The sequence below is a fragment of the Rouxiella sp. WC2420 genome, assembly GCF_041200025.1.
Taxonomy (GTDB): Bacteria; Pseudomonadota; Gammaproteobacteria; order Enterobacterales; family Enterobacteriaceae; genus Rouxiella.
This window is the reverse complement of record NZ_CP165628.1, coordinates 4,924,937-4,939,423: the sequence shown is the minus strand read 5'-3', so window position 1 is coordinate 4,939,423 and position 14,487 is coordinate 4,924,937. Positions and strand designations below refer to the sequence as shown.

Annotated in this window: 6 protein-coding genes, 2 tRNA genes and 3 rRNA genes; 9 read left to right on the top strand and 2 right to left on the bottom strand. The window is 51.2% G+C overall.

Features of this window, described 5'->3' with window-relative positions:
- The first annotated feature begins 52 nt into the window (after window positions 1–52).
- Entirely contained in the window at window positions 53–694 is a 642-nt protein-coding gene (locus AB3G37_RS22730) for a DUF1481 domain-containing protein (protein ID WP_369791017.1), read from the top strand.
- A gap of 92 nt (window positions 695–786) precedes the next feature.
- Here AB3G37_RS22730 and purD read toward each other — a convergent pair whose 3' ends face one another.
- On the bottom strand, window positions 787–2,076 hold the full coding sequence (gene purD, locus AB3G37_RS22725; RefSeq protein ID WP_369789164.1) for a phosphoribosylamine--glycine ligase: 1,290 nt from the start codon (window positions 2,074–2,076) through the stop codon (window positions 787–789).
- A gap of 51 nt (window positions 2,077–2,127) precedes the next feature.
- Entirely contained in the window at window positions 2,128–3,717 is a 1,590-nt protein-coding gene (purH, locus tag AB3G37_RS22720; RefSeq protein ID WP_369789163.1) for a bifunctional phosphoribosylaminoimidazolecarboxamide formyltransferase/IMP cyclohydrolase, read from the bottom strand.
- Window positions 3,718–4,399: 682 nt separating this feature from the next.
- On the opposite strand from purH, the gene AB3G37_RS22715 reads away from it, so the two are divergent.
- The 8 genes from AB3G37_RS22715 (at window position 4,400) to aceA (ending at window position 14,481) form a co-directional block, all read left to right on the top strand.
- Window positions 4,400–5,942: ribosomal RNA gene (locus AB3G37_RS22715) — 16S ribosomal RNA — on the top strand.
- A 72-nt stretch (window positions 5,943–6,014) separates the two neighbouring features.
- Window positions 6,015–6,091 (top strand) — tRNA-Ile (locus AB3G37_RS22710).
- Between the two features lie 134 nt (window positions 6,092–6,225).
- Window positions 6,226–6,301, top strand: a tRNA-Ala gene (locus AB3G37_RS22705).
- Window positions 6,302–6,530: 229 nt separating this feature from the next.
- Window positions 6,531–9,438: ribosomal RNA gene (locus AB3G37_RS22700) — 23S ribosomal RNA — on the top strand.
- Window positions 9,439–9,561: 123 nt separating this feature from the next.
- A 5S ribosomal RNA gene (gene rrf, locus AB3G37_RS22695) occupies window positions 9,562–9,677 on the top strand.
- The 16S, 23S and 5S rRNA genes sit together here with 2 tRNA genes alongside, the layout of an rRNA operon.
- A gap of 504 nt (window positions 9,678–10,181) precedes the next feature.
- Complete coding sequence (gene metA, locus AB3G37_RS22690) at window positions 10,182–11,111, top strand: homoserine O-succinyltransferase (protein ID WP_009638578.1); 930 nt, start codon at window positions 10,182–10,184, stop codon at window positions 11,109–11,111.
- Between the two features lie 428 nt (window positions 11,112–11,539).
- Entirely contained in the window at window positions 11,540–13,138 is a 1,599-nt protein-coding gene (aceB, locus tag AB3G37_RS22685; protein WP_369789162.1) for a malate synthase A, read from the top strand.
- Window positions 13,139–13,170: 32 nt separating this feature from the next.
- Window positions 13,171–14,481, top strand: coding sequence for an isocitrate lyase (aceA, locus tag AB3G37_RS22680; RefSeq protein ID WP_369789161.1), 1,311 nt, complete (start codon window positions 13,171–13,173; stop codon window positions 14,479–14,481).
- Window positions 14,482–14,487: the final 6 nt, after the last annotated feature.

Below are 14,487 nucleotides of genomic sequence, written 5' to 3'. Positions count from 1 at the left end.
AAGAATAAACGAGGGGCCAGGCTGGTCCCTTTCGTTTATCACCACCGGACTGATGGCTGCGGTTATGGCCTTCAGTCTGGTCGGATGCAGTTCTCATAAAGATTCACCTCTCTTTAGCGCCAGCGGCTATGTCGCAGATCAAGGCATTTACCGCCTGTGGCGAGAAGACGACGATCAACACCGCCCACAAACCATTATCGACGTTTATAGCCCCTACTACGGTAAAGATACCGTCATCACGCGCTATGAATACACTGATGGCAATCTGCACCTGATTAAAGAAAGTCACGCGGCGACCAAAGAGTTGGGCGTGACGCTGCGTTTCGATCAGGAAGGCAATGTCAGCTTTATGCAGCGCCAGTTAGAAGATTCCCGCGAGAAGCTTTCGGCGGATGACATTGAGCGTTACAAGTATCAAGCCGATAAAGTGCTTAATCTCAGTAAAACCTTACGCGCCGGAAATGTGCAGTTAGTACAGGGCCGCTGGCGGCAGGGTGTGATCACGACTTGTGCCGGAGAACCAGTAACGGTAAGCCTGAATGTTAAATCGCAAGTCTGGCTGGCGAAACGTGCTGCAAGTGCTGATGACAAGCTGGGTCTGGCCTGGCTGACAGCACCTGAAGGCAACGAATTACTGCTGGTGGCCAACGAAGATTTTTGTACCTGGGAACCTCAGGCAGACAAGCTTAATTAATCTTTGGCGATCGGCATAAAGCAAAAAGCCCGCACATATTTGCGGGCTTTTTCTATTATGCAGACTGAGCTATTTCGCAGACTGAGCGGGAGTTACTTACCCTGCTCGCGGGCGATAGCGCGATAACCGATATCTTTACGGCAGAAACTGCCTTCCCATTTGATGTCCTGCGCCAGTTGATAGGCACGCTGCTGGGCGGCTTCCACTGATTTACCCAGCGCGGTTACGCAGAGCACGCGGCCTCCGTTGGTAACGACCAGCTCATCCTGTAAACGCGTTCCGGCATGAAATACTTTACCGTCTGCCACTTCTTCCAGCGGCAGGCCGTGGATCACTTTTCCATTGGCGTAATCACCAGGATAACCACCGGCAGCCAGCACCACACCCAGAGCAGGGCGCGGATCCCATTCGGAAGTCACTTTGTCCAGACGACCTTCCGCACCGGCAAGGCATAGCTCAACCAAGTCAGAGCGCAGACGCAGCATGATAGGCTGAGTTTCCGGGTCGCCGAAACGGCAGTTAAATTCAATGACTTTTGGCTGGCCATCGGCAGAAATCATCAGACCAGCATACAGGAAGCCAGTATAGACGTTGCCTTCTGCCGCCATGCCGCGCACCGTTGGCCAAATAACCTGGTCCATTACGCGCTGGTGGATCTCGTCGGTCACTACCGGAGCTGGAGAGTAAGCGCCCATGCCGCCAGTGTTAGGACCAGTATCTGCATCGCCAACGCGTTTGTGGTCTTGGCTGGTTGCCATCGGAACCACGTTTTCGCCGTCGACCATCACGATAAAGCTCGCCTCTTCACCATCGAGGAACTCTTCGATGACGATGCGATGTCCCGCATCACCAAAAGCGTTGCCTGCCAGCATGTCGTGAACCGCGGCTTCAGCCTCTTCCAGCGTCATCGCCACGATTACGCCTTTACCGGCTGCAAGACCATCGGCCTTGATAACAATTGGCGCACCTTTGCTGCGCAGGTAAGCCAGCGCAGGCTCGATTTCGGTAAAGTTCTGGTAGTCGGCGCTTGGGATCGCGTGACGAGCCAGGAAATCTTTGGTGAAAGCTTTAGAACCTTCAAGCTGGGCAGCGGCCTGAGTGGGGCCGAAGATTTTCAGTCCGGCAGCGCGGAAGGCATCAACCACGCCGATTACCAGCGGAGCTTCAGGTCCGACAATCGTCAGGCCGATGTCATTTTGCCGGGCAAACGCCAGCAGGCCAGCCACGTCGGTTGCGGCGATATCAACGTTTTGCAGCATCGGCTCGAGCGCGGTGCCTGCATTACCCGGGGCGACGAAGATTTTGTCTGCCAGGGGAGACTGCGATGCTTTCCAGCCCAGAGCGTGCTCACGTCCGCCATTACCGATAATTAAAATGTTCATTCGATGACTCCGAATAGGCGGGCGCTCAAGGCACCCGCGAGGAAATAGAGATTAATGACGGAAGTGACGCATGTCGGTGAACACCATTGCGATACCGTGTTCGTTGGCCGCTGTAATCACTTCATTATCACGCATTGAACCACCCGGCTGGATCACGCAGGTGATGCCAACCGCAGCTGCTGCATCGATACCGTCGCGGAACGGGAAGAAGGCATCAGAAGCCATTACAGAACCGGCCACTTCCAGACCCTCGTCGGCGGCTTTGATACCGGCAATTTTGGCAGAGTAAACGCGGCTCATCTGGCCAGCACCGATGCCGATAGTCATTTTATCGCGCGCGTAAACGATGGCGTTGGATTTAACGAACTTGGCGACTTTCCAGCAGAACAGAGCATCAGTCAGCTCTTGTTCTGTCGGCTGGCGAGTCGTCACCACGCGTAGATCAGCAGTTTCTACCATACCCAGGTCGCGATCCTGAACCAGCAGGCCACCATTCACGCGTTTGAAATCCAGGGCTTTCTGGCGATCTTGCCATTCACCACAGGTTAACACGCGGACATTTTGTTTGGTTGCGGTCAGTGCCAGTGCTTCATCACTCACGGAAGGGGCGATAATGACTTCAACAAACTGACGGCTGATGATGGCTTTAGCAGTAGTTGCATCTAATTCACGGTTGAATGCAATGATGCCGCCGAACGCAGAAGTCGGGTCAGTCTTGTAGGCACGCTCGTAGGCTTCGAGAATGTTTGAACCAACAGCAACACCACAAGGGTTAGCGTGCTTGACGATTACACAGGCCGGTTCAGCAAACTCTTTAACGCATTCAAGCGCCGCGTCGGTATCGGCAATGTTGTTATAGGAAAGCGCTTTGCCTTGCAGCTGTCGGGAAGTCGCAACTGAAGCTTCAGAAACGTTCTCTTCTATATAGAAGGCCGCTTGCTGGTGGCTGTTTTCGCCGTAACGCATATCTTGCTTCTTGATGTAGCTCATGTTCAGAGTGCGCGGGAACTGGCCAGAGGCTGATTCAGTGTCGCCGTGATATGCCGGAACCATGGTACCGAAGTAGTTAGCGATCATGCCGTCGTAGGCTGCGGTATGTTCAAAGGCTTTAATCGCCAGATTGAAACGGGTGGCCAGCAGCAGGGAGCCGTCGTTGGCGTCCATCTCTTCAATAATAGCGCTGTAGTCGCTGCTCTTGACGACAATAGCAACGTCGTTGTGGTTCTTGGCTGCCGAGCGAACCATCGTTGGACCGCCGATATCGATATTCTCAACCGCGTCTTCCAGCGAACAGTCCGGGCGAGAAACGGTTGCGGCGAACGGATAAAGGTTCACAACGACCATATCGATAGGCGCGATGCTGTGCTGGCCCATGATTTCGTCATCTTTACCGCGACGACCCAGGATGCCACCGTGCACTTTTGGGTGCAGAGTCTTAACGCGTCCATCCATCATTTCCGGGAAACCGGTGTAGTCAGAGACTTCTGTCACTGGCAAACCCGCATCGGCAAGCAGGCGGGCGGTGCCGCCAGTGGAAAGCAAATCCACTCCACGTTGCGAGAGGGCTTGGGCGAATTCTACGATACCGGCTTTGTCAGAAACACTGAGCAGCGCGCGGCGGATTGGACGACGTTGTTGCATGGCGGTTATATCCCTTGGCTTTGGAGTCGCAATAGAGAGCGTTACGTGAATTCAATTCTCGTTTCTTTCTATATATAGAAGAAAAAACGGCGGATTGGATTCAGATAAGGTTCCATAGATGCGGTAAGCATCATTATTGCAGATAGTATCGGTTAATTCAGACGCGCGATATTGTAGCGAAAACGATTGCGCGATGCGCGTCAATTTTGAGTTTCAATACACATTGTGGATAACTTTGTGTGTAAATCGGTATAAACCCCCCTTTTGCTGTGTATTGCAGCAAACGGTATTTTTTATTGAAATTAGGGGTTGCGGCTCCTCAGAAACTCCCTATAATGCCGCTCCATCGACAGGGAACAACGCAGCAGCAACGCGGTGTGAACAAGTCGGAAAGCATTAAAAATGATGATGACCGCGAAAATAAACGGTTGACATCAAAAGAGGAAAGCGTAGAATACGCCACCTCGAGTTAGCAAGCGAAAGCGCGTAACTCACTGCTCTTTAACAATTTATCAGACAATCTGTGTGGGCACTCACAAGACGATATCAGCCACCTCGGTGGCAACAGAATATCAAAGGCAGCAATGCCAAGTCTTAGAGTGACCAAGCAGTAATTCATTTTTGAATTATTACGAAAGTAAACTTTGAGCACCGCTTAACTTGTTTAAGCAAATCGAACTTTTAATTGAAGAGTTTGATCATGGCTCAGATTGAACGCTGGCGGCAGGCCTAACACATGCAAGTCGAGCGGTAGCACGGGAGAGCTTGCTCTCTGGGTGACGAGCGGCGGACGGGTGAGTAATGTCTGGGAAACTGCCTGATGGAGGGGGATAACTACTGGAAACGGTAGCTAATACCGCATGATGTCGCAAGACCAAAGTGGGGGACCTTCGGGCCTCACGCCATCGGATGTGCCCAGATGGGATTAGCTAGTAGGTGGGGTAATGGCTCACCTAGGCGACGATCCCTAGCTGGTCTGAGAGGATGACCAGCCACACTGGAACTGAGACACGGTCCAGACTCCTACGGGAGGCAGCAGTGGGGAATATTGCACAATGGGCGCAAGCCTGATGCAGCCATGCCGCGTGTGTGAAGAAGGCCTTAGGGTTGTAAAGCACTTTCAGCGAGGAGGAAGGCGTTGTTGTTAATAGCAGCAACGATTGACGTTACTCGCAGAAGAAGCACCGGCTAACTCCGTGCCAGCAGCCGCGGTAATACGGAGGGTGCAAGCGTTAATCGGAATTACTGGGCGTAAAGCGCACGCAGGCGGTTTGTTAAGTCAGATGTGAAATCCCCGAGCTTAACTTGGGAACTGCATTTGAAACTGGCAAGCTAGAGTCTTGTAGAGGGGGGTAGAATTCCAGGTGTAGCGGTGAAATGCGTAGAGATCTGGAGGAATACCGGTGGCGAAGGCGGCCCCCTGGACAAAGACTGACGCTCAGGTGCGAAAGCGTGGGGAGCAAACAGGATTAGATACCCTGGTAGTCCACGCTGTAAACGATGTCGACTTGGAGGTTGTGCCCTTGAGGCGTGGCTTCCGGAGCTAACGCGTTAAGTCGACCGCCTGGGGAGTACGGCCGCAAGGTTAAAACTCAAATGAATTGACGGGGGCCCGCACAAGCGGTGGAGCATGTGGTTTAATTCGATGCAACGCGAAGAACCTTACCTACTCTTGACATCCACGGAATTCGCTAGAGATAGCTTAGTGCCTTCGGGAACCGTGAGACAGGTGCTGCATGGCTGTCGTCAGCTCGTGTTGTGAAATGTTGGGTTAAGTCCCGCAACGAGCGCAACCCTTATCCTTTGTTGCCAGCACGTAATGGTGGGAACTCAAAGGAGACTGCCGGTGATAAACCGGAGGAAGGTGGGGATGACGTCAAGTCATCATGGCCCTTACGAGTAGGGCTACACACGTGCTACAATGGCGTATACAAAGAGAAGCGAACTCGCGAGAGCAAGCGGACCTCATAAAGTACGTCGTAGTCCGGATTGGAGTCTGCAACTCGACTCCATGAAGTCGGAATCGCTAGTAATCGTAGATCAGAATGCTACGGTGAATACGTTCCCGGGCCTTGTACACACCGCCCGTCACACCATGGGAGTGGGTTGCAAAAGAAGTAGGTAGCTTAACCTTCGGGAGGGCGCTTACCACTTTGTGATTCATGACTGGGGTGAAGTCGTAACAAGGTAACCGTAGGGGAACCTGCGGTTGGATCACCTCCTTACCTAAAGATACGCATTGTGCAGTGTCCACACAGATTGTCTGATGAAATAGTAACGAGCAGAAATACCTTTATAGGCTTGTAGCTCAGGTGGTTAGAGCGCACCCCTGATAAGGGTGAGGTCGGTGGTTCAAGTCCACTCAGGCCTACCAATCCTTTCCTTCTCTGCGTTGTCGCCCCACTCGTTTGCACCAAGCAAACGTCGTGTGACTCCGCCTTGATAAGAAAAAGATTGGCTGACTCATCTGAACGATGAGTGATAAAGGTATCTGTTTAGTGACTGTATGGGGCTATAGCTCAGCTGGGAGAGCGCCTGCCTTGCACGCAGGAGGTCAGCGGTTCGATCCCGCTTAGCTCCACCATATCCATACGGCTCACATCAAATACTTCAGAGTATATTGGAAACAGTATGCTGCGAAGTATTTTGCTCTTTAACAATCTGGAACAAGCTGAAAAATTGAAATGATACAGCTGAACATAACTCTCCGTAGAAGTTTTGAGTTATGCGCACCTGTATTAGAGTCTCTCAAATAATCACGGCTACGAACGGCGTCACTCTTTATGAGTTTAAAAGACACCTTCGGGTTGTGAGGTTAAGCGACTAAGCGTACACGGTGGATGCCTAGGCAGTCAGAGGCGATGAAGGGCGTGCTAATCTGCGAAAAGCGTCGGTAAGGTGATATGAACCGTTATACCCGACGATACCCGAATGGGGAAACCCAATGTGATACGTCACATTATCGCATGGTGAATACATAGCCATGCGAGGCGAACCGGGGGAACTGAAACATCTAAGTACCCCGAGGAAAAGAAATCAACCGAGATTCCCCCAGTAGCGGCGAGCGAACGGGGAACAGCCCAGAACCTGAATCAGTTTGTGTGTTAGTGGAAGCGTCTGGAAGGTCGCACGGTACAGGGTGATAGTCCCGTACACAAAAATGCACAAATTGTGAGTTCGATGAGTAGGGCGGGACACGTGACATCCTGTCTGAATATGGGGGGACCATCCTCCAAGGCTAAATACTCCTGACTGACCGATAGTGAACCAGTACCGTGAGGGAAAGGCGAAAAGAACCCCGGCGAGGGGAGTGAAATAGAACCTGAAACCGTGTACGTACAAGCAGTGGGAGCCTACTTTGTTGGGTGACTGCGTACCTTTTGTATAATGGGTCAGCGACTTATATTTTGTAGCAAGGTTAACCGTATAGGGGAGCCGTAGGGAAACCGAGTCTTAACTGGGCGTCAAGTTGCAAGGTATAGACCCGAAACCCGGTGATCTAGCCATGGGCAGGTTGAAGGTTGGGTAACACTAACTGGAGGACCGAACCGACTAATGTTGAAAAATTAGCGGATGACTTGTGGCTGGGGGTGAAAGGCCAATCAAACCGGGAGATAGCTGGTTCTCCCCGAAAGCTATTTAGGTAGCGCCTCGTGAACTCATCTTCGGGGGTAGAGCACTGTTTCGACTAGGGGGCCATCCCGGCTTACCAACTCGATGCAAACTCCGAATACCGAAGAATGTTATCACGGGAGACACACGGCGGGTGCTAACGTCCGTCGTGAAGAGGGAAACAACCCAGACCGCCAGCTAAGGTCCCAAAGTCATGGTTAAGTGGGAAACGATGTGGGAAGGCATAGACAGCCAGGATGTTGGCTTAGAAGCAGCCATCATTTAAAGAAAGCGTAATAGCTCACTGGTCGAGTCGGCCTGCGCGGAAGATGTAACGGGGCTAAACCATGCACCGAAGCTGCGGCAGCGACGCTTAGGCGTTGTTGGGTAGGGGAGCGTTCTGTAAGCCGTTGAAGGTGAACTGTGAGGTTTGCTGGAGGTATCAGAAGTGCGAATGCTGACATAAGTAACGATAATGCGGGTGAAAAACCCGCACGCCGGAAGACCAAGGGTTCCTGTCCAACGTTAATCGGGGCAGGGTGAGTCGACCCCTAAGGCGAGGCCGAAAGGCGTAGTCGATGGGAAACAGGTTAATATTCCTGTACTCGGTGTTACTGCGAAGGGGGGACGGAGAGGGCTAGGCTAGCCGGGCGACGGTTGTCCCGGTTTAAGCGTGTAGGGGGTGTGACTTGGTAAATCCGGTTACATATCAACCCTGAGGCGTGATGACGAGCCACTACGGTGGTGAAGTAGTTGATGCCGCACTTCCAGGAAAAGCCTCTAAGCATCAGGTAACATTGAATCGTACCCCAAACCGACACAGGTGGTCAGGTAGAGAATACTCAGGCGCTTGAGAGAACTCGGGTGAAGGAACTAGGCAAAATGGTGCCGTAACTTCGGGAGAAGGCACGCTGTCGCTAGGTGGAGGAACTTGCTTCCCGAGCCGAAGACAGTCGAAGATACCAGCTGGCTGCAACTGTTTAATAAAAACACAGCACTGTGCAAACACGAAAGTGGACGTATACGGTGTGACGCCTGCCCGGTGCCGGAAGGTTAATTGATGGGGTTATCCGCAAGGAGAAGCTCTTGATCGAAGCCCCGGTAAACGGCGGCCGTAACTATAACGGTCCTAAGGTAGCGAAATTCCTTGTCGGGTAAGTTCCGACCTGCACGAATGGCGTAATGATGGCCAGGCTGTCTCCACCCGAGACTCAGTGAAATTGAACTCGCTGTGAAGATGCAGTGTACCCGCGGCAAGACGGAAAGACCCCGTGAACCTTTACTATAGCTTGACACTGAACATTGAGCCTTGATGTGTAGGATAGGTGGGAGGCTTTGAAGCGTGGACGCCAGTCTGCGTGGAGCCAACCTTGAAATACCACCCTTTAATGTTTGATGTTCTAACTCGGCCCCATAATCTGGGGTGAGGACAGTGTCTGGTGGGTAGTTTGACTGGGGCGGTCTCCTCCTAAAGAGTAACGGAGGAGCACGAAGGTTAGCTAATCACGGTCGGACATCGTGAGGTTAGTGCAATGGCATAAGCTAGCTTGACTGCGAGAGTGACGGCTCGAGCAGGTACGAAAGTAGGTCATAGTGATCCGGTGGTTCTGAATGGAAGGGCCATCGCTCAACGGATAAAAGGTACTCCGGGGATAACAGGCTGATACCGCCCAAGAGTTCATATCGACGGCGGTGTTTGGCACCTCGATGTCGGCTCATCACATCCTGGGGCTGAAGTAGGTCCCAAGGGTACGGCTGTTCGCCGTTTAAAGTGGTACGCGAGCTGGGTTTAGAACGTCGTGAGACAGTTCGGTCCCTATCTGCCGTGGGCGTTGGAAGATTGAGAGGGGCTGCTCCTAGTACGAGAGGACCGGAGTGGACGCATCACTGGTGTTCGGGTTGTCATGCCAATGGCATTGCCCGGTAGCTAAATGCGGAAAAGATAAGCGCTGAAAGCATCTAAGCGCGAAACTTGCCTCAAGATGAGTCTTCCCTGGGACTTCGAGTCCCCTGAAGGGACGTTTAAGACTAAGACGTTGATAGGCTGGGTGTGTAAGTGCAGCGATGCATTGAGCTAACCAGTACTAATGACCCGAGAGGCTTAACCTTACAACACCGAAGGTGTTTTAGAGAGACACAAAGACTTAAGTTTTGATATTCAGCTTGTTCAAAGATTGATTCTGATGGCTGCCCTGAATAATGGGGAAAGCGGTTGGAATGAAACAGAATTTGCCTGGCGGCAGTAGCGCGGTGGTCCCACCTGACCCCATGCCGAACTCAGAAGTGAAACGCCGTAGCGCCGATGGTAGTGTGGGGTCTCCCCATGCGAGAGTAGGGAACTGCCAGGCATCAAATTAAGTACGAAACCTCAGCGCAAGCTGGGGTTTTTTGCTGTCGATGATTTAAGAAAAAAAGCGCGAGGGCGGGTCAAGAGCCGGTCAGGAACGCAAAAAAAGAGGGCCCCTGTCTGACGACAGGGGCCTTTTTGCTGTTGGGCCTGGGTTAAAAGGGCAATCCGCCGACTCTATTCACCCTAAACCTGGGAAAGAGTATATATATTGCGGCCTGTTTCATTAAAAGTGACCTAAAAATAGATCATAATATGACTGCTTTTTAAACGTTTTAGGGCCTTTCGTCCTCGATTTAACCACCACAAAGCCAGCCAATTTTTCATTTTTTAATAGCAAAAATCCCACTTTCCAATCCCATAAATAACCTATTGTTATGAAAATAAGTCATTAAGCTGAATAATTTTCACCTTGCACATGCAAGCTCGACATACTGGTTGAAACGCGTTATCTTCGGGCATCTAGATGTCTAAACGTATAAGCGGATGTAGTGAGGAAGTTGTTATGCCAATTCGGGTCCCAGATGAGTTACCAGCCGTGAACTTTTTGCGCAATGAAAACGTATTTGTGATGACGTCTTCGCGTGCAAAAACTCAAGAAATCCGTCCACTCAAGGTGCTGATACTCAATTTGATGCCGAAGAAGATCGAGACGGAGAACCAGTTCCTGCGTCTGCTTTCTAATTCCCCATTGCAGATAGACGTGCAACTATTGCGTATCGACAGCCGTGAGTCAAAAAACACGCCTGCCGAGCATTTGAATAACTTTTACTGCGATTTTGAAGACATCCAGCATGATAACTACGACGGACTTATTGTCACTGGTGCTCCGCTGGGTCTGGTCGATTTCTGTGACGTTGCGTATTGGCCGCAGATAGAACGTATCGTGCATTGGGCAAAAGAGCATGTAACTTCAACGCTGTTTGTTTGCTGGGCGGTGCAGGCTGCATTGAACGTGCTTTACGGCATGCCAAAAATGACCCGTGAGACCAAGATCTCAGGCGTTTTTTCGCATCAAACCTTGCAGCCACTGGCATTGCTGACTCGTGGTTTTGACGAATCATTCCTGGCACCTCATTCTCGCTATGCCGATTTCCCTATTGAGGAGCTGCGTAAGTACAGCGATTTGGATATTCTGGCTGAGTCAGAAGATGCCGGTGCCTATTTGTTTGCCACCAAAGACAAGCGTATGGCCTTTGTCACCGGTCATCCCGAATATGATGCCGGGACTTTGGCGGGCGAGTATCTGCGGGATTTGGCCGCTGGCCTGTCACCTGATATGCCAAACAATTATTTCCCAAAAGATGACCCAGAACTGGCGCCTAAAGCTAGCTGGCGCAGCCATGGGCACCTGTTGTTCACCAACTGGCTCAACTACTACGTTTACCAGATTACGCCATTCGACCTGCGCCATATGAACCCTACGCTGGAATGAACTCTCAAGTGATTGGTTCTCTGTGGGGCATTCACCTCTGTTGAACTGATCTTTAAGCAATCCCCCAAGTTTTAAAGCGGCCATTAAGTTGGCCGTTTTCGTTTCTGTAATCCTGGGTCCAATACCACGCTTCATCTACGTTCTTCTCGCAAAAATGCAATTAATGGAATCCTATCCTGTTTTTCGAAAAATAATTTATCTTCTAATTCCATGTATAAAAACGTGTTTATTTTTATTTTAAATAAAAATGGAAATCGTTTTTGATTTTATTTGTTTATTGATTATTCTTAATTCTACTGGCTATTAAATAACCTGTCAGATCGTGTTGTTAGAAACGATCCTTGAGATGTCGGGTAACACGGCCTAGATCGTTGCGTCGTGCTCAGATAAGTTAAGGCTGAGTACCTTGATAAATCAGGAGATTGTTGATGACACAACAGATAACACGCAGTTCACTCGACTTTACGCTGCCATCTTCACAGCAGACTGCCAGTGTTTTGACTGAACAGGCAGTAGACTTTTTATCCGATCTGGTGAGCCAATTCACACACAAACGCAACCAGCTGCTCGCCGAAAGAAAGGTAATTCAAGCTGGTATCGACCAAGGTGTATTGCCTGATTTTATTTCGGAAACTAATTCCATTCGTGATACCAATTGGCAGATCCAAAATATTCCTGACGACCTGCGCGATCGTCGAGTAGAGATCACTGGACCGGTTGAACGAAAAATGGTGATTAATGCGTTGAATGCCAATGTAAAAGTTTTTATGGCTGACTTTGAGGACTCATTGGCACCGGATTGGAAAAAAGTGATTGAAGGCCAAATTAATCTGCGCGATGCCGTGCGCGGAACCATCAGCTACACCAATGAAGCAGGCAAGATTTATCAACTTAAGCCCGATCCCGCTGTTTTGGTCTGTCGTGTAAGAGGAATGCATCTGCCTGAAAAGCATGTCCTGTGGCAAGGAGAACCCATCCCCGGTGGCCTGTTTGATTTTGCCTTGTACTTCTTCCACAACTATCAGGCGCTATTGGCCAAGGGGAGCGGCCCCTATTTTTATCTGCCGAAAATGCAGTCCTACAAAGAAGCGCAATGGTGGAGCGAAGTATTCAGTTTTGCCGAGGATAGCGTCGGCCTGCCGCGCGGTACTATCAAAGCCACCGTGCTGATCGAAACCCTGCCCGCGGTGTTCCAGATGGATGAGATCCTCTACCACCTTCGCGAACATATTGTTGGGCTTAACTGCGGGCGCTGGGACTATATATTCAGTTATATCAAGACACTGAAAAACTATCCTGATCGCGTGTTGCCTGATCGCCAAGTAATGACCATGGAACAACCGTTCCTGAATGCCTACTCGCGTTTATTAATAAAAACCTGTCACCGACGCGGCGCTTTTGCGATGGGTGGAATGGCGGCATTTATCCCAAGCAAAGACCCGCAGCGTAATGAGTGGGTGCTCAATAAAGTCATTAAAGATAAAGAGTTGGAAGCCAGCAACGGGCATGACGGTACCTGGATTGCGCATCCTGGCCTCGCTGATACCGCGATGGCGGTATTTAATCAGGCATTGGGCGCGCGTGCTAATCAACTCGAAGTCACACGTGAGCAGGATGCTCCCATTTTTGCCGAACAGCTGCTTGCGGCTGGCACCGGCCCGCGCACTGAAGAGGGTATGCGCGCCAATATTCGCGTAGCCGTGCAGTACATCGAGGCGTGGATCTCTGGCAACGGTTGCGTTCCGATTTATGGACTGATGGAAGATGCCGCTACTGCTGAAATCTCAAGGACTTCTATCTGGCAATGGATCCATCACGGTAAATCCTTGGACGACGGCCAGCAGGTTACCAAAACCCTGTTTCGCCAGATGTTGGCAGAAGAGATACAGGTGATCCAGCAAGAGCTGGGAGAAGAACGTTTTAGCGCCGGGCGTTTTCAGGAAGCGGCTGCGCTAATGGAAAAGATCACGACACAAGATGAATTAATCGACTTTCTTACGCTGCCGGGCTACGCGCTGCTGGCTTGATTTTGTCCCCCTACAAAACCGGAGTCACAACTATGAAAATTACTCGTAGCCAACAGATACAGCAACTCGAAGAAAGTTGGTCGCAGCCACGCTGGGAAGGCATCACGCGACCTTATAGCGCGGCAGAAGTTATCAGCCTTCGCGGTTCTATTAGTCCTGAATGCACGCTTGCCCAGCTGGGAGCGGCCAGATTGTGGGATCTACTGCATGGCGCTTCCCGCAAGGGGTACGTCAATTGTTTGGGGGCGTTGACCGGTGGGCAGGCACTGCAACAGGCGAAAGCCGGGATTGAGGCGATTTATCTTTCCGGCTGGCAGGTAGCAGCTGATGCCAACACTGCATCGAGCATGTATCCCGACCAGTCACTTTACCCGGTGAATTCAGTGCCGGAAGTGGTAACACGTATTAATAACACTTTTCGCCGCGCTGACCAGATCCAGTGGGCAAACAATATAGAACCTGGCCATCCGAGTTACACCGACTATTTCCTGCCGATTGTTGCCGATGCAGAAGCCGGTTTTGGCGGCGTGCTTAATGCTTTCGAGCTGATGAAGGCGATGGTTGAAGCCGGTGCCGCGGCGGTGCATTTTGAAGATCAGCTGGCAGCAGTGAAAAAGTGCGGTCATATGGGCGGTAAGGTTCTGGTTCCGACGCAAGAAGCGGTGCAAAAACTGATTTCTGCACGTTTGGCTGCTGATGTGCTGGGCGTGCCGACCATTTTAGTGGCGCGAACTGATGCCGATGCGGCAGACTTGATCACCTCCGATTGCGATCCATACGACAGCCCTTACATTACCGGCGAGCGCACTCACGAAGGTTTCTTCCGTACCGATGCTGGTATCGAGCAGGCGATAGCGCGCGGCCTGGCTTACGCACCGTATGCTGATGTTGTCTGGTGTGAAACTTCCACCCCAGATCTGGCTCTGGCTAAACGATTTGCCGAGGCCATCCATCAGCGCTTCCCTGGAAAACTGCTGGCCTACAATTGTTCTCCATCGTTCAATTGGAAGAAAAATCTAGATGATCAGACCATTGCGACTTTCCAGGAGCAGTTGGCTGCAATGGGTTATCAGTATCAGTTCATCACCCTGGCGGGAATTCATAGCATGTGGTTCAACATGTTTGACCTTGCACACGCCTACGCGCAGGGTCAAGGCATGAAGCACTATGTCGACAAGGTGCAACAGCCAGAGTTTGACGCTGTTTCACGAGGCTATACTTTCGCCTCTCATCAGCAGGAAGTCGGTACCGGCTACTTCGACAAAGTCACCACCATTATCCAGGGTGGGCGTTCCTCGGTCACGGCGTTGACCGGCTCTACGGAAGAGCAGCAGTTTTCCTGAAAACGC